The organism is Bradyrhizobium viridifuturi (assembly GCF_001238275.1).
Taxonomy (GTDB): Bacteria; Pseudomonadota; Alphaproteobacteria; order Rhizobiales; family Xanthobacteraceae; genus Bradyrhizobium; species Bradyrhizobium viridifuturi.
This window is the reverse complement of sequence record NZ_LGTB01000007.1, coordinates 153,332-171,892: the sequence shown is the minus strand read 5'-3', so window position 1 is coordinate 171,892 and position 18,561 is coordinate 153,332. Positions and strand designations below refer to the sequence as shown.

The window sequence follows — 18,561 nt, the reverse complement described above, 5'->3', positions numbered from 1 at the left end:
CCGGCGCAGCCTCCCCTCTCTACCGCCAGGAACCGGGAGACTAGCCAAGATGCCCCCTTGCGCGGGGCCTCTGGATGGTCAAAGTGGCGCGTTCGTGCGGTGCACCAAAGGGCGCCCGCGAGGAGTTTCCGATGATTGGTCTAGTGCTGGTGACCCATGGGCGCCTTGCCGACGAGTTCAGAGCGGCGCTCGAACACGTTATGGGTCCGCAGAAACAAATTGAAGCAATTACGATCGGGGCCGAGGACGATTCCGATCTCTGTCGAAGCGACATCATCGAAGCGGTGAACCGCGTCGATAGCGGCGACGGCGTTGCGATCCTCACCGACATGTTCGGCGGCACCCCGTCGAATCTCGCGATCTCCTGCATGAGCCGCCCGAAGGTGGAAGTGCTCGCGGGCATCAATCTTCCCATGCTGGTCAAGCTTGCCAAGGTTCGCGAGGAGCGTTCGTTGCCCGACGCGATCGCGATGGCGCAGGAAGCCGGCCGCAAATACGTCACCATCGCCAGCCGCGTTCTCGCAGGCAAATGAGCGACGAGGCCCCGGGCGCAAACCATGTCGGCCCGGGCGTGCCTGCGGGCACCATTTCGCGTGAACTCTTGATCGTCAACAAGCGCGGCCTGCATGCGCGGGCATCGGCGAAGTTCGTCCAGCTGGTCGAGCGCTTCAACGCCGAAATCTGGGTGACGCGCGGCGGCGAGACCGTCGGCGGCACCTCGATCATGGGCTTGATGATGCTGGCCGCCGGGCCCGGCACCACCGTCGTGGTCTCCGCGAAAGGCGAAGAAGCACAGCAGGCGCTCGACGCCATCGCCGAACTCGTTGCCAGCAAGTTCAACGAGGAAGGCACGTAGGGCGATCCTCAGCCGCCACGCTAAGCGAAAGCCTCTCCCGGTCATCCTGAGGAGCGCGAAGCGCGTCTCGAAGGATGCGCGGCCCGGGCGGCGGCCGATTCATCCTTCGAGGCTCGCAAGAGCTCGCACCTCAGGATGACGGAAGCGGCACGAGTAGCCGGAAACGATTACTTCGCCGGCGGCACCAGATAGACTTTCCACGCCGTGGACGGACCGGGATGGCCGTTGAAGAAGCGCATGGTGGTCATCACCAGCGGCTCGGCATCCTTGGCGTGCTCGGCCATCCATGCCTCGCATGGTTGCAGGAATACCGGATCGGTGGTGTCGCAGATGCCGATGAAGCCGAGACGTTTGGCTTCGTCGAGCGACGTCAGCCCCGATGACCAGGCTTCGCCCGGCACCAGCGAGGCCGGATGATCCGGACTGTAGAACGTCATCGGCTCGCCGATGTCCGACCGCGCGACGACAACGGCCCAGCGCGAATGGAATTTGGCCTGCCAGGTCTGGGTGAGCTCACGCGCGAGCTCGGAGCGCGCGGCGTAGGTCGAGCGCCGATGCGGTTGGACGCGACCTCCTGCGTGGCGATCGAGGGCGCGGCGATCAGCGTTGCGATCGTGGCCACGAACCAGACCGCCGTGATCGAGAACAACGCCATGCGCGGGAATCTGAGCGAGGGGATCGCAACCAGCGCAAGCGGCACCAGGAAGAACAGCGGGATACCCCAATCGGTCTTGATATAGACGGTGAATGCCAGCGCGCCGAGCGGCGGCCCGATCGCGACGATCGACTGGATGATCCAGACGTTGAGCGCCTGCGGAAGGTTGACGGCCGGATTGGGTCCGCGCGACCGGATCCGCGCCAGCACGTCCGACGGCCGCCACGGCACTGACCCCAGCAACAGCGCGATGAGGCCCAGCACGACGGGAATCGCGAGCAGGCCGAGATTGTGCAGGATATAGCCGATCACGAGCTGGACGTTGAGCTCACGGCTCGACAGCGCGTAGACGTCGCCGGCATAGGTGAACGGCACGAAGTTCACCTCCTCGAGCCACACCAGGTGCGGAATCATCGCCACGAGCATCGTGCCGATCGCAACCCAGGGTGCCGGCGAGCGCAGGAACTGGGTCCGCTGCGGGTGGATCAGCGCAGCGAGCCCGATGGCGCCGATCATCGTCACCACCCAGTATTTGGTCATCAGCGCCAGCATGCCGGCAAAGCCGAGCCACAGGCCCGACTTGAAGCTGCGCTTCTCGAACGCGTTCAGATAGGCCAGCACCAACAGCGGCAGCGGCACCAGCTGCGCGAGGTCGGCGTTGTACTTGAAACCCTTGAAATTGAAGATCGGGTAGAGCGCGAGCATCACCACCATGAAGAACGCACGGCGGCGATCGACGACGCGCAGCGCAATCTGCCAGCACACCACGAGCGCGAAGCTGACGGTTGCCATCGCAAGCGCATAGGTCGACCAGTTGGTGACGGGGAAGATCCTGAACCAGACCCCGGCGATCCAGCCCGACAGCGGCGGATGCTTGCCATAGCCGAGCAGGAAGCGCTGGCCCCAGGCATAGGCCTCCGCGACGTCCATATGGACATCCTGCGCGGCCTTGAGTTTGACCAGGATAAGCGTCCAGAGAAACGCGTGGACCAGTGCGAAGCCGATCACGAACCACAGGCTGGTCCGGGGATCGATGGCGCGCGAGGCGATCCAGGCCGCGATCCGCCGGATCGTCAGCCTGCGGGTGGTGCGCCGGGCGGCAGGAAGAATGGAAGCGGTCGACATGGCCTGTGCCTGAGGCATGACCCGGAAAAGGGGAGCGTGGCTTTCCGAGGGATCATACCGAGTGGAAACGGACGTGCGATGAGTGATCGCTCACCAGCACATCGGCGCGCTTTAGCGCGTTTTTGTGGCCAGTGAAATCAGCTTGGCGTGAGAACGCCTCCAACGCGCCGTCACTTTTCGAGAAGCTCGGGCCGGTACTCGAAATGCATGGTATCGTAGTGATACCACTTGCCGCCCCAGATGAAGCCGTGGCGCTCGAAGATGTCGACGATCTCTTGCGGCATCCGGTTCTTGTAGGGGATGGTTTTGCCTTTGCCCGCCCACAGCCAGTAGTCCGAGACTTTCAGGTTGAGGTCGATCGCAGCGGCGTAGCTATGCATGCTCATCCGCCCGGTATCGGCGACGGCGCGGCAAGACAGCACACCCGCGATCGGAAACGCCGCGGCGCGCAGCGCCGGGTCGAGTGCGTCGATCTCGGCGGAAACCTGCTTCAGCCGTTCGGCGACGCCGTTAACCCGGGTGACCTGAACCGGCTTGCCCCAGGATTTCGACAGCCAGGTGATCGTCACCAGGTTCCGCCGGACCTCCGCCGTGTTGCAGTCGCCATACATCTTCTTGAAGAAGGCCTCGTTGCGGAAGCGGCCAGGATCGGCATTCACCGCTGGCGGTCCGGCTGACCCCGACGGATAGGACAGCCGCATCTGGTCGAGGATCGATGCATTGCGCAGCAGCTGATCGAACGGCTTGTCGGAGGCGCCGTCATCGACCGGCATCACCGTGCCGTCGCGCCAGGTGATCGTGGTGTCGTCATGGGTGGCGAGCGCATCGGGATAGGCGCGCACCAGGCGATCGAGCAGCTCGCTTCTGCCCTGGGCGTGCGCAAGCGGCGGCAGCAGCGCCAGCACGGCAACGATGCAGGCCGTCCCTCGCGCGGCCATTCAGCGTTTCCCGACCTGATCGATCAGCGCCACATTGGCCTCCTCGATCGCATTCAGCTTCGGATTCCAGCTGTTCGGCGCATACCAGGGAAAGCGCGAAAAATACGCCTTGAGATCGACGGAATCGAAATAGCGGCCCCTGCGGGCAAAGATCTCGTTGCGCGCGATCCGCAACTCGTCCCGCGACAGCCGCCGCAGATCGGCCGGCGTCAGCAGACGCCGGTCGGAGTCGGGGAAGATGAAACCGCTTGGTGCCGCGCCGCCGGATTCGAAGCGATCGATCAGCGCGACATTGGCGCTCTCGACCGCATTGAGCGGCGGATCCCATGAGCGGGGCACGTACCAGGCGAACCTGCTGAACCGCGCGGTGAGGTCCGGCGCGTTGAAGTAGCGCCCGCGCCGCGCGAAGATCTCGTTGCGGGCAATCCGCAGATCGTCCTTGCTGAGCGCCTGAGATCGCTCTCCGACAGCAGGCGGCTGTCGGAGTCAGGGATGATGAAGTCCGATTGCGTGCGCACCACCGGCGGCGCGGACGGAGGTGAACTCGGCGGCGGCAGGCTTTGCTGCGGCGGGATCACCGTAGCCGGCGGATCGGCGGTCGCGACCTGTGCCGCCGCGTTGCCGGCGAAATAGAACGAGCCGTCGATCGGCGAGGTCGAGACCCAGGGCTGCTGCGCACTGCCGGTGGCGCGCTTGACGACGAGACCGACCTGGTTGAATGCCTGGAGCACGTCGAGCCCGGGCTTCTGCATGGTGTCGACCAGCGCCCGCGTGTAGGGGCTGTGGCCGTCATCGCCATCCAGCGCGACGTTGCCGGGCTGGGTCGCGTAGGACAACAGCGTCCCCTCCGGGGCGCGGATCTGGGCGAGGCCGCCATCGGCGGCGCGCAAGCCGCGCCCGCCGAACGGATTGTTCCGGCAGGCATCGAGGATGACGATGTTGAGCCGCGTGCCCGCCCCTTCCATCTGCCGCAGCACGAGGCCGACATCGACCATCTGGAAATCGACATCCGCCTCGCGTGTCGGGTTCGCCGACACCGGCACCAGATAATTCGTGCCGCGCACCTGGATGCCGTGGCCGGCATAATAGAACAGCGCAACGTCAGCGCCCATCAGCTGGCTGCCGAAGCGCTGGATCGCACCATCGAAGCCGGCCTTGTCCAGATCGACCTGGGCCTGCCCGCCGACCAGCGCGAAGCCCAGCCGCTGCAGCGTCTCGGCCACCAGCTGCGCATCGTTCTTCGGGTTCTGCAGCCGCGACACGTTCTGATAGGTCGAATTGCCGACGACCAGCGCAACGCGCTTGTCGGCGGCCGCGGGCGCCGCGAACAAGATGGCGAGCAATCCGGCGGCGAGAAGGGTCCAGCGCATCGTCAAATCCACGAATTTCGGCCGCCAGACCTAGCAGAAACATGCCCGGAAATCGATCATTGCAACCCCGCCCGAGACACCCCCGTGATTCGCCGTCACACCCCTGCAAAATACCGCAATATGGTTGCCCGCGCGGGGGTGCGGATGCTATCCCGCGCCCCATGACAACTGCCCCGATTTCCAACATCCGCAACTTCTCCATCGTCGCCCATATCGACCATGGCAAATCGACCCTCGCCGACCGCCTGATCCAGATGACGGGCGGCCTGTCGGATCGTGAAATGGCGGGCAAGGAGCAGGTGCTCGATTCGATGGATATCGAGCGCGAGCGCGGCATCACCATCAAGGCGCAGACCGTGCGCCTCAACTACCGCGCCAAGGACGGCAACGATTACATCTTCAATTTGATGGACACGCCCGGCCATGTCGACTTCGCCTACGAGGTCTCGCGGTCGCTGGCGGCCTGCGAGGGTTCCCTGCTCGTGGTCGACGCCAGCCAGGGCGTCGAGGCGCAGACGCTCGCCAACGTCTACCAGGCGCTCGACAATAATCACGAGATCGTGCCGGTCCTGAACAAGGTCGACCTGCCTGCGGCCGAGCCCGAGAAGGTCAAGCAGCAGATCGAGGACGTGATCGGGATCGACGCCTCGGATGCGGTGATGATCTCGGCCAAGACCGGCGTCGGCGTGCCCGATGTGCTGGAGGCGATCGTCACCCGCCTGCCGCCGCCGAAGGGCGACCGCGACGCGACGCTGAAGGCGCTGCTGGTCGACAGCTGGTACGACGTCTATCTCGGCGTCGTCGTCCTGATCCGCGTCGTTGACGGCACCATGAAGAAGGGCCAGCGCATCCGCATGATGGGCACCGGCGCCGCCTACGACGTCGAGCGGGTCGGCTTCTTCACGCCGAAGATGCAGCAGGTCGATGAGCTCGGCCCCGGCGAGATCGGCTTCATCACCGCGGCGATCAAGGAAGTCGCCGACACCCGCGTCGGCGACACCATCACCGACGACCGGAAGCCGGTCACCGAAATGCTACCGGGCTTCAAGCCGGCCATTCCAGTCGTGTTCTGCGGCTTGTTCCCGGTCGATGCCGACGATTTCGAGACGCTGCGCGCCGCGATGGGCAAGCTGCGTTTGAACGACGCCAGCTTCTCCTTCGAGATGGAAACCTCGGCCGCGCTCGGCTTCGGCTTCCGCTGCGGCTTCCTCGGACTGCTGCATCTGGAGATCATCCAGGAGCGGCTGTCGCGCGAATTCGATCTCAATTTGATCGCGACCGCGCCGAGCGTCATCTACAAGATGAAGCTGACCGACGGCACCGAGCTCGAGATCCACAACCCGGTCGACATGCCCGACGTGGTCAAGATCGCCGAGATCGAGGAGCCGTGGATCGAGGCGACGATCCTCACCCCCGACGAATATCTCGGCAGCGTGCTGAAGCTGTGCCAGGACCGCCGCGGCGCGCAGAAGGAGCTCACCTACGTCGCTCCCGCGCGATGGTGAAATACGATCTGCCGCTCAACGAGGTGGTGTTCGATTTCTACGATCGCCTGAAGTCGGTCTCCAAGGGCTACGCCTCGTTCGACTATCACCTGACCGACTACAAGCCGGCGGACCTGGTCAAGATGCAGATCCTGGTCAACGCCGAGCCGGTCGACGCGCTGTCGATGCTGGTGCATCGGACCCGCGCCGAAGGCCGCGGCCGCGCCATGGTCGAGAAGATGAAGGAGCTGATCCCGCCGCACATGTTCCAGATCCCGATCCAGGCGGCGATCGGCGGCAAGGTGATCGCGCGCGAAACCGTCCGCGCGCTGCGCAAGGACGTCACCGCGAAGTGCTACGGCGGCGACATCACGCGCAAACGCAAGCTTCTGGAGAAGCAGAAGGAAGGCAAGAAGAAGATGCGGCAATTCGGCAAGGTCGACATTCCGCAGGAAGCCTTCATCGCCGCACTCAAGGTGGACAGCTGAGGCGACGGCGCCGGCGCACCTTTGCCGGTTCTTGTCCCAGCAACAAAACGCACCATGATTTGAATCGCCACGGCGCGGCGCGCCGACTAAGCTCCGGTCATGTTGCGCATTTTGTCTCTCCTCGTCGTCATCCTCGCACTGCTGCAGCCGGACCTGAGCTCGGCCGCCTCCTCGAAGAAGCGGCACGGCTCTACCCGCTGGCATGGCTATGGCTTCCTGCCCGGCTATCGGCAGCCGCCCAATCAGACCATTCCGGTGCTCGGCCCGCGCGGCGCCACCCGCGGCTACCCGGACTATTCGCCGCAATATTGGTATGGCGGGGACTGGCATTACTTCGGCCGCCCCGGATTCCATGGCGGAGGCCGCTACAATGGCGGCAGCTACGGCCCGTGCTGGGTCTGGACACCGATCGGGCGCGCCTGGCAGTGCGGGTAGAGCATGATCCGGACAAGCGCGAAGCGGTTTTCCGGAAAGATCATGCTTAAACAACAAGCTAAAGCGCGATGGCGATCTAGCCCAATCTCATCCCGCTTTAGCCGCGCGTCGCTGCGACATCTCGCGCACGCAACTCACAATCCACTGATCCCGGAATAAGAGGCATGTTGCCCGTCATATTGCCCCTGGACCCCGGATAGGCCACCATCCCCCTGCGCGCACCACAAAAGACAACAGCGCCGGGGAAACGCATGAGCAAGGCCGCTCGGTTCGATTATGGCTGGGTCGTCGTCGGCGCGGGCGCGCTGATGACCTGCGTCGGCTTCGGCACCATGCTGTCGCTCGCCGTGTTCCTGCAACCGATCTCGGATGCGATGGGCTGGTCGCGCGCCGGCGTATCGGCGGCGGCGACGCTGGACTTCCTCTGCATGGGTTTTGCGGCGTTCGCCTGGGGCGCGCTGTCCGATCGCTTCGGCACCCGCATCGTGGTGCTGGCCGGCAGCCTGCTGCTCGGGCTTGGCCTCGTGACCGCAAGCTACGCGCAGACCCTGTGGCAATTCCAGCTCTGCTTCGGCGTGCTGATCGGGATCGCCGCCGGCAGCTTCTATGCGCCGATGATGGCGCTCGCCAGCGCCTGGATCGACAAGCATCGCAGCCTCGCCGTCGCACTGGTGTCGGCCGGCATGGGCGTCTCGCCCGTCACCGTCGCACCCTCGGCGAGCTGGCTGATCACGGCCTATGACTGGCGCTTTGCGATGCTCGTGATCGGCATCGCCGCCTGGGCGCTGTTGATCCCCGCATCGTTCCTGGTGCGCCCGGCACCGCAGGGAACGAACGTTGCGATCCCAGCGGGTGCGAGCGCGCCGCAAACCGAATGGACCGTGGCGCAGGCGCTGCGCACGCCGCAGTTCATCACGCTGGCGCTCGCGCATTTCGCTTGCTGCGCGGCGCATTCGGGGCCGATCTTCCACATGGTGTCCTACGCCATGGTCTGCGGCATCGCGCCGCTCACCGCGGTGACCGTCTACAGCCTCGCCGGCTTCTCCGGGCTCGGCGGGCGTCTGCTGCTCGGCGTGCTGGCGGATCGGCTCGGCGCCAAGCCGGTTTTGGTCGGCGGCCTCCTGGTGCAGGCGCTGTCGATCGCGACGTATCTCGCGGTGGCGCAGCTCGGCGAGTTCTACGCACTGTCGGTCGTGTTCGGCCTCGCCTATGGCGGCGTGATGCCGCTCTACGCCGTGCTGGTGCGCGAGTTCTTCGGCGCGCGCATCATGGGCACGGTGTTCGGCGCGGTGTCGGCCTTTGCGAGCCTCGGCATGGCGCTCGGGCCGTGGGCCGGTGGCTACGTGTTCGACACGTTCCATGGCTACACATGGCTGCACGCCGGTTCCTTCGCGATCGGCCTCGCCGCGGTCGCCGTCGCGCTGAGCTTCTCGACCAAGCGCCGGCCCTCGCTCGATCTCGGCCGCGCCGCCGCCTGAGCGCCGATGCGTTCGCCGCGCTCGCGTCATCAGTGACGGATAGCTGATCTGCATCGGCGCCGTCCCGCCTTGCCCTCCCCTGCCGGATGGGTCACCATCGTGCGCCCTCAACAAGAATGTCAGAACGGGCCGAGGAAAAGCATGAACAGGCCGCAGGGAGTAGACCTTGTCGAGCGGGCACGCGCGCTGGCGCCGCTGATCATTGCCGAAGCCGACGAGATCGAACGGACCCGGCGGCTGACGCCGTCCGTCACCGCGGCGCTGGTCGAGAACGGGCTGTATCGCGCGCTGCTGCCGAAGCGCTTCGGCGGCGCCGAGGCGACGCTGGACGCCTTCATGCAGATGCAGGAGGAGATCGCCAAGGCCGATGCGTCGACCGCCTGGTGCCTCGGCCAGTGCAGCGTCTGCGCGATGACCGCGGCCTATCTCGAGCCCGACGTGGCCAATGAGATCTTCAACACCGCGCCCGGCATCCTGGCCTGGGGCGCAATCGCGCATGAGGTCCGTGCCGAGCCCGGCGGCTACCGCGCCAGCGCGCGCTGGGATTTCGCCTCGGGCTCGCGGCAGGCGAGCTGGCTCGGCGCCCATGTCCGTGTCGTCGAGGCCGACGGTTCTCCGCGCAAGAAGACCGACGGCTCGCCGGAGATTCGCACCATCTTGTTCCCGATGTCGTCAGCTGTGATGTACGACGTCTGGGACGTGATCGGCCTCAAAGGCACCGGCACCGATTCCTATTCGGTCGACAACCTCTTCATCCCGGAGAAATTCGCCGCACTGCGCGACGATCCCGGCGCGTGCCGCGAGGGAGGGCCGCTCTACAAGCTCACCACCAACATGGTGTTCAGCATGGGCTTTGCGGCGACCGCGCTCGGCGTCGCCCGCGCGACGCTGGATGCGGCGACCGAGCTCGCGCGGGGCAAGACTCCGCAAGGCCTGAAAGCGATGCGCGACAACAACGCGGTGCAGGGCCAGATCGGCCGCACCGAGGCCAGCCTGCGCGCCGCGCGCGCCTATCTGTACGCAACCGCACACGACGTCTGGAGCGATCTTGCGAGCGGCGGTCCCATCACCGAGGCGCACCGCATCGCGATCCGCATCGCCTCGACCTGGACCATCCACCAGTCGGCCTCCGTGGTCGACATCGCCTATCACATTTCGGGGGCCACCGCGGTGTTCGCCAAGAATCCGTTCGAGCGAAGGTTTCGTGACATGCACGCGATCGCGCAGCAGATCCAGGCCCGCGACACCCAGTATGAGGATGCCGGCAAGGCGATCCTGTCGGGCAATCTCGCAGCCCCGCCGACGGCGCGCTGAAGTCAGATTTGAACCGGGGCGCGTGCTCAAATCGTTCGAGCGCTCGGCCTAAACTGTGTCAAGGCAACACCAGAGATCGCCAGCAGCGCACCAATAATCAACTTCGGAGTCATCGGCTCGCCAAGGAACAATGCGCTCGACATGAGGGCGAACACCGGCAGGAGCAGACTGAACGGGGCGACCCGCCCCATGGAGCAGCGAGCGATCAGCCAGAACCAAAGGCCAAATCCGACAATCCCTCCGATGAAAATTGTGTAGGCGAGTGCCAGCCAGCCACGTTCATCCGCAGCAACGAGGCTCGCCAGTTGTCCATATTCAAGCAGCAACGACATCAGCATCACCTGCGGCACCGTGAACAGCGACGACCACCCCATCAACATCAAGGGGTCAAAAGGGCCGTAGCGTTTCGTCAGGACGTTGGATACCGCGAACGCGAAGGCAGCTCCGATCACCAGCAGCAGTGGCAGCCCGTTTGCCGACAGGCCGGGCTCCGCCCTCAACACAAAGACGCCGGCGAATGCAAGCGCTACTCCCGAGACGGTCGTGAGAGACGGCCTCTCCGCAAGCAGCGGCCACGCCAACAGGACCATGAAGGGCGTGGAGAGCAGATATGCAACAGCCGTCATGCTTCCTGAGCCGAGCCCAAGACCCACGTAGAAGAGCCCGAAATTCAGTCCACCGAGAAAGAACGAGATAGCTGCGATAGGACGCAACTGTTCACGCGTGGGCTTTTTGACGAACGGAATGAGCAGGAGCGCGGTGGCGAGGAAACGCAGCGCAAGGAAGAAGAACGGCGGAAACTCCGTAACGCCCACTTTGATGACCACGAACTGATAACCCCACAACAGGGGAACGGCCACCGCGCAAACAATCTGGATCGCGGACATGGTATTCTCCTTTAACGACCGATTGGTCCATATATCGGCGAGCCGATTGCGAGAACGGGCGGTGGATTTGCCTACCTGATGAAACGATCGAGCAGAGCGTCGGCGGCGGCGTGCGTTATGGCGCCCGTCGGCGCCGTCTTGCTGATCACGCGCAGCCCTTCAACGAAACAGACGAGAATGCGGGCAGCAATTGCAGGGTCGACACCGTCGGCCAACTTGCCCGCCACCTTCGCGCGGGAAAGTGCATCCGCCACCCGCACCTCCATGACTTTGAAGAAGCTCGCGATGCGGCGATTAACGTCAGCGTCGTGGCCGGCCAGTTCCATGGTTGTGGCGATCACCAGACATCCGCGCCGACCATGGGCGCCGCTGGTGCGGTCAACATATCCAGCAAGGTAGGCGCGCAGGCCGTCCACCGGATCCTTGCGAGGGTCAAGCTCGATATCTATCCGTGTCACGGCATCGTCGATGTAACAGTCGAGCGCGCGCAGGAACAGCGAGTGCTTGTCGCCGAAAGCAGCGTAAAGGCTGCCACGCGAGAGCTTCGTCGCACGAAGCAGGTCTGGCAGCGCCGTGGCGTGATAGCCGCGCGACCAGAACACGCCCATCGCACGTTCGACGGCGGCGTCCTCATCGAAACTCCGCGGGCGACCGCGGGGCAATGGCGCCGAGGTTCGGTTGTTCATCAGAGAAATATAGACCAAACGGTCTTTAAATCAAGCAGCCGCTTTGGACCTGCTCGACCAATTTCAACGCAGGTTCGCGATGTCCGCTTGTTCTCCCGAAGCACCTTGCGGAGAACCGCTTGGCACTTTCCCGGATCATGCTTCAGCGCATGGTACGAAAGTAGGCACCGGCGACGATGGTCCGGCGCGAATTTTCGGCGGCGCAACATCCGGTTGTTAAGCTTTTTCTGGGAGTTTGCGGACGGCGCTAATGCCTGGAGTTCCGCTGGTCCCATGTTCACGCTTCGATCGATTGCCGCCCGCCTGATCCTGGCGATTTCACTGACCGTCGCAGTCGCCTGCGCCATCCTCGGCGGCTTCTCGATCAGCCAGCAGCGCGCACTGACCCGGCTCGCGCTCGATCAGCAGCTCAAGCTGCAATATGACAGCGTCATTGCGGCGATCGACTATGAAGGCCGCACTGCGCTTGCAGTCTCGGCAGCCATCGCCGCCCTGCCGCCGGTCGAGGATGCCATCGCCAAGGGCGATCGCGATGGGCTCGGCAAGCTGCTCGGCGCTCCCTGGGCGTCGATCAAGGCGCAGGGCATCCCGCTGATCTCGTTCTGGCAGGCCCCGGCGACGAGCTTCTACCGGGTCCACGCGCCGAAAACCTTCGGCGACGACGCCTCGACGCGGCGCACCACGGTGGTGGAATCGATCAAGGCCGGCAAACCAATCGTCGGCGTCGAGCCGGGCCGCGAGGCGCTTTCGATCTTCGGCATGACCCCGGTCATGCGCGACGGCAAGACCCTGGGCAACGTCGACATCGGCGTCGCCTTCGGCAAGGAATTCGTCGACCGCGCCAAGAAGCGCTTCGGCATCGACCTCGCGGTGCATTCGTTCGACGGCCAGGGCTTCAAGCGGCTGTCCTCGACCTTCGGCGACACCGCGGTCGCGACCCAGGACGAGCTCAAGAGCGTGATGAGCGGTGCCGCCGTGCTGCGCGACGCTGTTCTCGACGGCCATGCGGTCGAGCTCTATCTCGGCCAGATCAAGAACTATGCCGGCGAACCGGTCGCCGTGCTCGAGATCATCAAGGACACCAGCGACTATGCAGCCGCGGCGGCGAGCGCGCAGCGCAATCTGATCCTCGGCGTGGTCGCGATCCTGGCCGCAGCCGTGCTGCTCGCATTCCTGCTCGGCCGCGGCCTGTCACGGCCGCTCATCGCGATCACCGCGGTCATGAACCGCCTGTCCAGCGGCGACACCAGCGTCACGATCCCCGGCAGCGAGCGCCGCGACGAGCTCGGCACGATGGCGAAGGCCGTCGATGTGTTCCGCCGCAGCATGCTCGAAACCTCGTCGCTGCGCGATGCGCAGGAAGCCGACAAGGTGAAGGCTGCGGCCGACAAGCAGGCGCTGCAGCGGCAGATGGCTGACCGCTTCGAAGCCGACGTCAAGGGCATGGTCGCCGCCGTCGCGCGCTCGTCGGGCGACATGCAGCGCGTCGTAGGCGAGATCACCACCAGCGTCAACGGCACCTCGGAACGGACCGCGGCGGCAGCCGCCGCGTCCGAGGAGGCGTCGGCCAGCGTCAACGCGGTCGCCGCCGCAACCGAGGAGCTGGCGTCCTCGATAACCGAGATCGGCCGCCAGGTCACCCATTCCAGCCGCGTCGCCGACAATGCGGTGGCCAAGGCGATGGAAACCACCGAGATGGTGACGAGCCTTGCCGCATCCGCCGAGAAGATCGGCGACGTGCTGCGCCTGATCAGCGCGATCGCGAGCCAGACCAATCTGCTGGCGCTCAACGCCACCATCGAGGCCGCGCGCGCCGGCGAGGCCGGTCGCGGCTTCGCCGTGGTCGCGTCAGAGGTGAAGGAACTGGCGAGCCAGACCGCGAAGGCGACCGACGAGATCGCCGGCCAGGTCGGCGCGATCCAGTCGGCCACCGGCAATTGCGTCAGCGCGATCGGCGACATCAGCGGGACCATCCGCGAGATCTCCGGCATCGCCACCGCGATCGCGGCCGCCGTCGAGCAGCAGGATTCGGCGACGCGGGAGATCGCCCGCAGCGTGCAGCAGGCCTCCTCCGGGACCGTCGAGGTCTCCGCCAATATCGCGGGCGCGAGCCAGGCCGCCGGCCAATCGCGGGCGCTCACCGGCACCGTGCTGGATACATCAGGCCAGCTCGGCGATCACGCCTCCGCGCTTTCGCATAGCGTCGATACATTCCTCGCCGGACTGCGCAACGCGGCCTGAGCGATGGACCCGGCGACGTCGTGGTGTCGCTGATGGCGCTCTATATGACGTTCAAGGCGCTGTCATCGTGAGGCGCGGCTGACCCGCGCGCCGGGCAGCTTGCCCTTCCAGCCCAGTGCGATGATCCCCGCCATTGCCAGCAGCAGCCCGACATCGAGGACGAGGCCGACGACCCTTAGCACGGGCGCGCAAGAGTGGAACGCACAGCCTCCCAGCAGCGTCTCGGCGATCACGGCGAGCAAGGTGACGAAAAAGAATGTGAGCAGCAGATACAGCAGTGTCACCAGGATGCGCTGCCAGCGCGCCGGCATCAGGGACGCGCGCGTCTCTTCAATCCGCTCGGTGACAAACTGGCCCGGTCGCGCCTTCGCGGGATCGCGAATCTGCACCGTCGACCGTGTCACCAGATCGTGGATCGCCTGGTTGCGGCGGGTTGCCGCGATGATGACGAACGAGTACCAGCCGAGGAAGCTCTTGATCAGGAGCCGCGCGCAGGCCTTCAGGAAGCCGACATTGCCGCCGGTCGCGTCGTCGACCACGCGCAGATTGGTGAGATGATGCCCGACGGTGCCGCCGGTGAATGACACCAGGACCGGCTCGTAAAGCACCAGGGCTGCGATCACGGCGAACCCGAGCGCACGCGAAACGGAGTCGATCGCTACCGTGGACGCCACCAGCAACGCGCCGGCGATCGTCAGCAGCGTGACGATCCAATCGATGAAGATGCCGCGAAAGCGGCGAGAGAACCGCGCATAGAGCGGCGCGGCCGCCGCGGATGGAACGGTGCTGGCAACGCTCATCGGGTTCATCCCGCTCTCGTACGTCTCCTACCTATCAGACGAGACGATGACGGCGAAGGTTCAAGCAAGGGCTATCACGCGGCGGGCGGTTAGCCTAGTTTCTCCGCACGCCTGCAAAAGCAACCATGACCGGACCGATGAAGAAATCGAGCACCAGCGTGACGAAGAAGCCGCGCCAGGGCAATGCCGCCTCCGCAGAGACGCTGTTCGGCGCCTACCCTGCCCCCGTCAAGGCCAAGCTGCTGGCGTTGCGGCGGCTGATCTTCGAGACCGCAAAGGCGACCAAGGGCGTCGGCGCGCTGGAAGAGACGCTGAAATGGAGCCAGCCGAGCTACCTGACGCCGGAGACCGGCAGCGGCAGCACGATCCGGATCGACCAGGTGAAGCCGGCCACCGATCAGGTCGCGGTCTATTTCCACTGCCAGACCAATCTGGTCGAGACCTTCCGCGAGCTCTATCCCGAGCTCAGCTACAGCGGCAACCGCGCGATCCTGCTCGACGTCGGAGGCAAGCTTCCGGAGGCAGCGCTGCGCCACTGCGTGGCGCTGGCGCTGACCTATCATTTGAACAGACGAAGGTCTTAGCGATCGGGCGCAATCCTCTCCGCCGTCATTGCGAGCGAAGCGAAGCAATCCATGCTTCCACGCATGCGGGACGATGGATTGCTTCGTTGCTTCGCTCCTCGCAATGACGCGGAGAGTACAGAGTTTCTACGCCACCAGCGCCGTCGCGACGCGCTGCGCCTTCAGCAGGCTGACGACCTCGGCGTTCGGCCGGGCGCGGCTGAACAGGAAGCCCTGGCCCTCGTGGCAGCCCTCCGCGCGCAGGCAGCTCAACTCCGCCTCGGTCTCAACGCCCTCGGCGGTGATGGTGACGCCGAGCCCGACGCCGAGGCTGACGATCGACCGCACGATCGCCTGCGCGTCCGGGTTGGCGCCGAGGTCGCGCACGAACGACTGGTCGATCTTGATCTTGTCGAACGGAAAGCTGCGCAGATAGCTGAGGCTCGAATAGCCGGTGCCGAAATCGTCCATCGACATCCGCACCCCGAGCGCGCGCAGCGCATGCAGCGTCGCCAGCACCTGGCTGCTCTTCTCGAGCAGCAGCGTCTCGGTGATCTCGAGCTCGAGCCGCCGCGCCGGCAGGCCGGATTGCCGCAGCGCATCGGTGACCAGCGCCAGCAGATTGCCGGTACGGAATTGCAGCGGCGACAGATTGACGGCGACGCGCACGTCGTCGGGCCATTGCGCGGCGTCCATGCAGGCACGATGCAGCATCAGGCTGCCCAGCGGATTGATCAGGCCGGTTTCCTCGGCCACCGGGATGAACTCGCCGGGCGAGATCATGCCGCGCTCCGGATGCGGCCAGCGCACCAGCGCCTCGAGGCCGGTGATGCGTCCGCTGGTGAGATCGACCAGCGGCTGGTAGTAGGGCTGCAGGCCTTCGTTCTGGATCGCATCGCGCAGGTCGATCTCGATCTTGCGGCGGCTCTGGGCGCGCGCATCCATCTCGGCCTCGAAGAACGAGAAGGTGCCGCGGAAATCGCTCTTGGCGCGCGACAGCGCCATGTCGGCGCTCTTCAGCAGCTTTTCGGAATCCTCGCCGTCGCCTGGCGACATCGCGATCCCGATGCTCGCGCCGATCACCACCGAATGTCCTTCGAGCAGATAGGGCTCGCCGATCGCATCCAGGATCCGCCGCGCCAGCAGCACGGCGTCCTCGGGCCGCATCACGCCGCCCTGCACGATGGTGAACTCATCGGAGTTGAGACGAGCGAGCGCATCCTCCTCGCGCAGCGTCGAGCGCAGGCGCTTGGCAACCCCGCGCAGCAGCTTGTCGCCGATGCCGTGGCCGAGCGTGTCGTTGACCGCCTTGAAATTGTCGAGCCCCAGCATCAGCACCGCGACCTTGTCGGTCGAGCGGCGGGTGTGCTGCAGCATCTCCTCCATCTGCTGGCGCAGCAGGTTGCGGTTCGGCAGGCCGGTCAGGCTGTCGTGCTGGGCCATGAAGGCGAGCCGCGCCTCGGCGCGCTTGCGCTCGGTGATGTCCATCAGCGCGAGCAGCATCGCCGGCTGGTCGCCATGCATCAGCTGGCGCGAATAGATCGCAAGGTCGATCAGCGTGCCGTCCGCACGCACATGCTTCCAGGTCCGCGCCGCCTGCTCGTCGCTGCTGCGGCCGGCGGCCCAGGGCAGCTCGGGATCGAACGCCTGCAGGCTCTTGATCGTCATCTTCTCGAATTCGGCACGCACATAGCCGTAATGCGCGATCGCCGCGTCGTTCACCGCCAGGATCCGTTCACCGTCGAGCGCGCACAGGATCATCGGCACCGGGTTGCCTTCGAACAGCAGACGGAACGACGCCTCGCGCTGCTTCAGTTCGGTGATGTCGACGCGCAGGCCGACGATGCCGCCATCCGAGGTCAATCGCTCCTCGATCAGCACCACGCGGCCATCGGCCAGGACCTGCTCGTGCCGCTCGCCCGGCTGGTACATCTTCTGGAGCCGCTCGGCGATCCACTCTTCCTCGCGCCCTATCGCCTCGGGATAGTCGCCGCGCGCGACGCCGATGCGGATGGTGTCTTCGAGACGCGCACCGTGCTCGAACAGATCGGAGCTGCGCTTGTAGATTTCCGCGTATTTCTTGTTCCAGAGCAGATAGCGGCCTTCGGAGTCCAGGAACACGATGCCTTGCGGAAGGATGTCGACCGCCTCGCGCAGCCGCGCGTTGGACGTGCGGGCGTCGGCGATCGCCGCCTCGGCCTGCGCGCGCTGGCGCACCAGCTCGCCGATCTCGACAGCGGTACGGCGCGAACTGCCCGACAGTCTCGGCACCGGCTTGGGCCGGCGGCCCGGCCGGCCCGACAGTTTGGCCTGCTTTGGTTTCTTGATCTTCTTCGGCCGCATCATCGGCATCGCACGCCCCACGCGCATTCCAGTTCGGCGACATTTCTGCGATAAGTCTCTGAAAAATTGGTATCTCTTGACGAATAGCTGCGCGCGTTGAGAAGCCGCAGCATGCCTGCTTAGGAGGCGCGTTCACGCCGCGCGCGAGTGGCCGGCACTGCGCACGCGGCCGACAGCGCAGATTTGCAGCGCCAAGGCGCCGGAGCGTGGTGAAGGAAGAGTAAACCTGCGCCTGCCTGCACATGAATGCGCCGAAAAGCGCCGCCAGCGCATCAATGTTTGCCAGCGTGTGACAAGGTTATCGCGGGGTTAAGGCGCGAAGGTTAACCCGTCTTGCGGAGTCAGTTGGTGATCTCGATCCGCGTGCCGCCGCGGCCGTTGCGCTCGACCAGCCCATAGAGCAGCGCCGCGTGCGAGGGATTCAGGCGCACGCAACCATGCGAGGCCGGTCCGCCGAGACGCGTGAGCTCATAGGTGCCGTGGATCGCGAAGCCGCCATGGAAGAAGATCGAGTACGGCATCGGCGAGTTGTAGTACTTCCGCGAGTACCAGTGGCGCGCCAGCATCTGCGGACGGAACACGCCGTTCGGCGTGCCGTAACCACGGCGTCCGGTCGACACCGGCCAGTTGTAGCGCGGCGCGCCGTCGACGCTGACCGCCATGCGCTGCGATGATTTATCGATGTGAACGACGACGTCGGCTCGCGCCGGCGAGAGCGTCATCGTCAATGCGGCAATCGCGACGGCAATTGCCGGCCGCACGCAAGATACGCTTGTCATAAAAACGCCTGCCTGAAATTATTGCGCGCATGATGTCGCCCGCGGCGCAGTTGTAAAGTGGCGCGGCTCACATCCGGAACCGGAAGTCGCGGGTAATCTTAATCCGCCTTGTGGGCGAT

At 65.3% G+C, this 18,561-nt stretch carries 13 protein-coding genes and 3 pseudogenes; 8 read left to right on the top strand and 8 right to left on the bottom strand.

The genetic code is table 11. The features are described from left to right. Positions 1–131 precede the first annotated feature (131 nt). Positions 132–533, top strand: coding sequence for a PTS sugar transporter subunit IIA (locus ALC15_RS08770; RefSeq protein ID WP_021076632.1), 402 nt, complete (start codon positions 132–134; stop codon positions 531–533). Beyond that, the gene (locus ALC15_RS08765) at positions 530–856 is read left to right on the top strand and encodes an HPr family phosphocarrier protein (RefSeq protein WP_050626881.1); all 327 of its coding nucleotides are present in this window, start codon (positions 530–532) and stop codon (positions 854–856) included. The genes ALC15_RS08770 and ALC15_RS08765 overlap by 4 nt, the downstream gene beginning before the upstream one ends. Before the next feature lie 167 nt (positions 857–1,023). Here ALC15_RS08765 and ALC15_RS08760 read toward each other — a convergent pair. From ALC15_RS08760 to ALC15_RS47855, 3 genes and pseudogenes are all read right to left on the bottom strand, one after another. Then, positions 1,024–2,636, bottom strand: a pseudogene (locus tag ALC15_RS08760) (glycosyltransferase family 39 protein). Between the two features lie 170 nt (positions 2,637–2,806). After that, positions 2,807–3,574 (bottom strand): M15 family metallopeptidase, encoded by a 768-nt coding sequence (locus ALC15_RS44765; RefSeq protein ID WP_050626880.1) that lies wholly within the window; start codon positions 3,572–3,574, stop codon positions 2,807–2,809. After that, positions 3,575–4,944 (bottom strand): annotated as a pseudogene (locus tag ALC15_RS47855) (YARHG domain-containing protein). Between the two features lie 161 nt (positions 4,945–5,105). On the opposite strand from ALC15_RS47855, the pseudogene lepA reads away from it, so the two are divergent. The 4 genes and pseudogenes from lepA to ALC15_RS08730 all read left to right on the top strand — a co-directional run bounded on the left by lepA (position 5,106) and on the right by ALC15_RS08730 (position 10,143). Further along, positions 5,106–6,916: pseudogene (gene lepA / locus ALC15_RS08745) on the top strand (translation elongation factor 4). A 99-nt stretch (positions 6,917–7,015) separates the two neighbouring features. Then, positions 7,016–7,351: a hypothetical protein gene (locus tag ALC15_RS08740; RefSeq protein ID WP_050626879.1), complete on the top strand. Its 336-nt coding sequence runs from the start codon at positions 7,016–7,018 to the stop codon at positions 7,349–7,351. A 251-nt stretch (positions 7,352–7,602) separates the two neighbouring features. After that, a complete protein-coding gene (locus ALC15_RS08735) occupies positions 7,603–8,829 on the top strand; it encodes an MFS transporter (RefSeq protein WP_050626878.1) in 1,227 nt (408 codons plus the stop codon). A 141-nt stretch (positions 8,830–8,970) separates the two neighbouring features. Further along, positions 8,971–10,143 carry an acyl-CoA dehydrogenase family protein gene (locus tag ALC15_RS08730; protein ID WP_050626877.1) on the top strand — a complete coding sequence of 391 codons (1,173 nt, stop codon included), beginning with the start codon at positions 8,971–8,973 and terminating at the stop codon, positions 10,141–10,143. Positions 10,144–10,169: 26 nt separating this feature from the next. Here ALC15_RS08730 and ALC15_RS08725 read toward each other — a convergent pair whose 3' ends face one another. Both ALC15_RS08725 and ALC15_RS08720 read right to left on the bottom strand, forming a co-directional pair. Beyond that, positions 10,170–11,030, bottom strand: coding sequence for a DMT family transporter (locus ALC15_RS08725; RefSeq protein ID WP_050626876.1), 861 nt, complete (start codon positions 11,028–11,030; stop codon positions 10,170–10,172). A gap of 71 nt (positions 11,031–11,101) precedes the next feature. Beyond that, positions 11,102–11,716 carry a TetR/AcrR family transcriptional regulator gene (locus ALC15_RS08720; protein ID WP_050626875.1) on the bottom strand — a complete coding sequence of 205 codons (615 nt, stop codon included), beginning with the start codon at positions 11,714–11,716 and terminating at the stop codon, positions 11,102–11,104. Between the two features lie 273 nt (positions 11,717–11,989). Between ALC15_RS08720 and ALC15_RS08715 the strand changes: the two genes are divergently transcribed. Continuing rightward, complete coding sequence (locus ALC15_RS08715; protein ID WP_050626874.1) at positions 11,990–13,957, top strand: methyl-accepting chemotaxis protein; 1,968 nt, start codon at positions 11,990–11,992, stop codon at positions 13,955–13,957. Positions 13,958–14,019: 62 nt separating this feature from the next. Here ALC15_RS08715 and ALC15_RS08710 read toward each other — a convergent pair whose 3' ends face one another. Beyond that, positions 14,020–14,757 (bottom strand): RDD family protein, encoded by a 738-nt coding sequence (locus ALC15_RS08710; RefSeq protein WP_157860887.1) that lies wholly within the window; start codon positions 14,755–14,757, stop codon positions 14,020–14,022. A 125-nt stretch (positions 14,758–14,882) separates the two neighbouring features. On the opposite strand from ALC15_RS08710, the gene ALC15_RS08705 reads away from it, so the two are divergent. Beyond that, positions 14,883–15,341 (top strand): DUF1801 domain-containing protein, encoded by a 459-nt coding sequence (locus ALC15_RS08705; RefSeq protein ID WP_244485993.1) that lies wholly within the window; start codon positions 14,883–14,885, stop codon positions 15,339–15,341. Between the two features lie 126 nt (positions 15,342–15,467). Here ALC15_RS08705 and ALC15_RS08700 read toward each other — a convergent pair whose 3' ends face one another. Then, positions 15,468–17,672 carry a putative bifunctional diguanylate cyclase/phosphodiesterase gene (locus ALC15_RS08700; RefSeq protein WP_094193775.1) on the bottom strand — a complete coding sequence of 735 codons (2,205 nt, stop codon included), beginning with the start codon at positions 17,670–17,672 and terminating at the stop codon, positions 15,468–15,470. A gap of 332 nt (positions 17,673–18,004) precedes the next feature. Next, positions 18,005–18,442: a L,D-transpeptidase gene (locus ALC15_RS08695; RefSeq protein ID WP_430649147.1), complete on the bottom strand. Its 438-nt coding sequence runs from the start codon at positions 18,440–18,442 to the stop codon at positions 18,005–18,007. Positions 18,443–18,561: the final 119 nt, after the last annotated feature.

Bases quoted from the DNA above. Each gene is read 5' to 3' on its own strand.
- ALC15_RS08770 (WP_021076632.1), top strand. From the start codon at position 132: ATGATTGGTCTAGTGCTGGTGACCCATGGGCGCCTTGCCGACGAGTTC.
- ALC15_RS08765 (WP_050626881.1), top strand. From the start codon at position 530: ATGAGCGACGAGGCCCCGGGCGCAAACCATGTCGGCCCGGGCGTGCCT.
- ALC15_RS44765 (WP_050626880.1), bottom strand. From the start codon at position 3,574: ATGGCCGCGCGAGGGACGGCCTGCATCGTTGCCGTGCTGGCGCTGCTG.
- ALC15_RS08740 (WP_050626879.1), top strand. From the start codon at position 7,016: ATGTTGCGCATTTTGTCTCTCCTCGTCGTCATCCTCGCACTGCTGCAG.
- ALC15_RS08735 (WP_050626878.1), top strand. From the start codon at position 7,603: ATGAGCAAGGCCGCTCGGTTCGATTATGGCTGGGTCGTCGTCGGCGCG.
- ALC15_RS08730 (WP_050626877.1), top strand. From the start codon at position 8,971: ATGAACAGGCCGCAGGGAGTAGACCTTGTCGAGCGGGCACGCGCGCTG.
- ALC15_RS08725 (WP_050626876.1), bottom strand. From the start codon at position 11,030: ATGTCCGCGATCCAGATTGTTTGCGCGGTGGCCGTTCCCCTGTTGTGG.
- ALC15_RS08720 (WP_050626875.1), bottom strand. From the start codon at position 11,716: ATGAACAACCGAACCTCGGCGCCATTGCCCCGCGGTCGCCCGCGGAGT.
- ALC15_RS08715 (WP_050626874.1), top strand. From the start codon at position 11,990: ATGTTCACGCTTCGATCGATTGCCGCCCGCCTGATCCTGGCGATTTCA.
- ALC15_RS08710 (WP_157860887.1), bottom strand. From the start codon at position 14,757: ATGAGCGTTGCCAGCACCGTTCCATCCGCGGCGGCCGCGCCGCTCTAT.
- ALC15_RS08705 (WP_244485993.1), top strand. From the start codon at position 14,883: ATGACCGGACCGATGAAGAAATCGAGCACCAGCGTGACGAAGAAGCCG.
- ALC15_RS08700 (WP_094193775.1), bottom strand. From the start codon at position 17,672: ATGCCGATGATGCGGCCGAAGAAGATCAAGAAACCAAAGCAGGCCAAA.
- ALC15_RS08695 (WP_430649147.1), bottom strand. From the start codon at position 18,442: ATGACAAGCGTATCTTGCGTGCGGCCGGCAATTGCCGTCGCGATTGCC.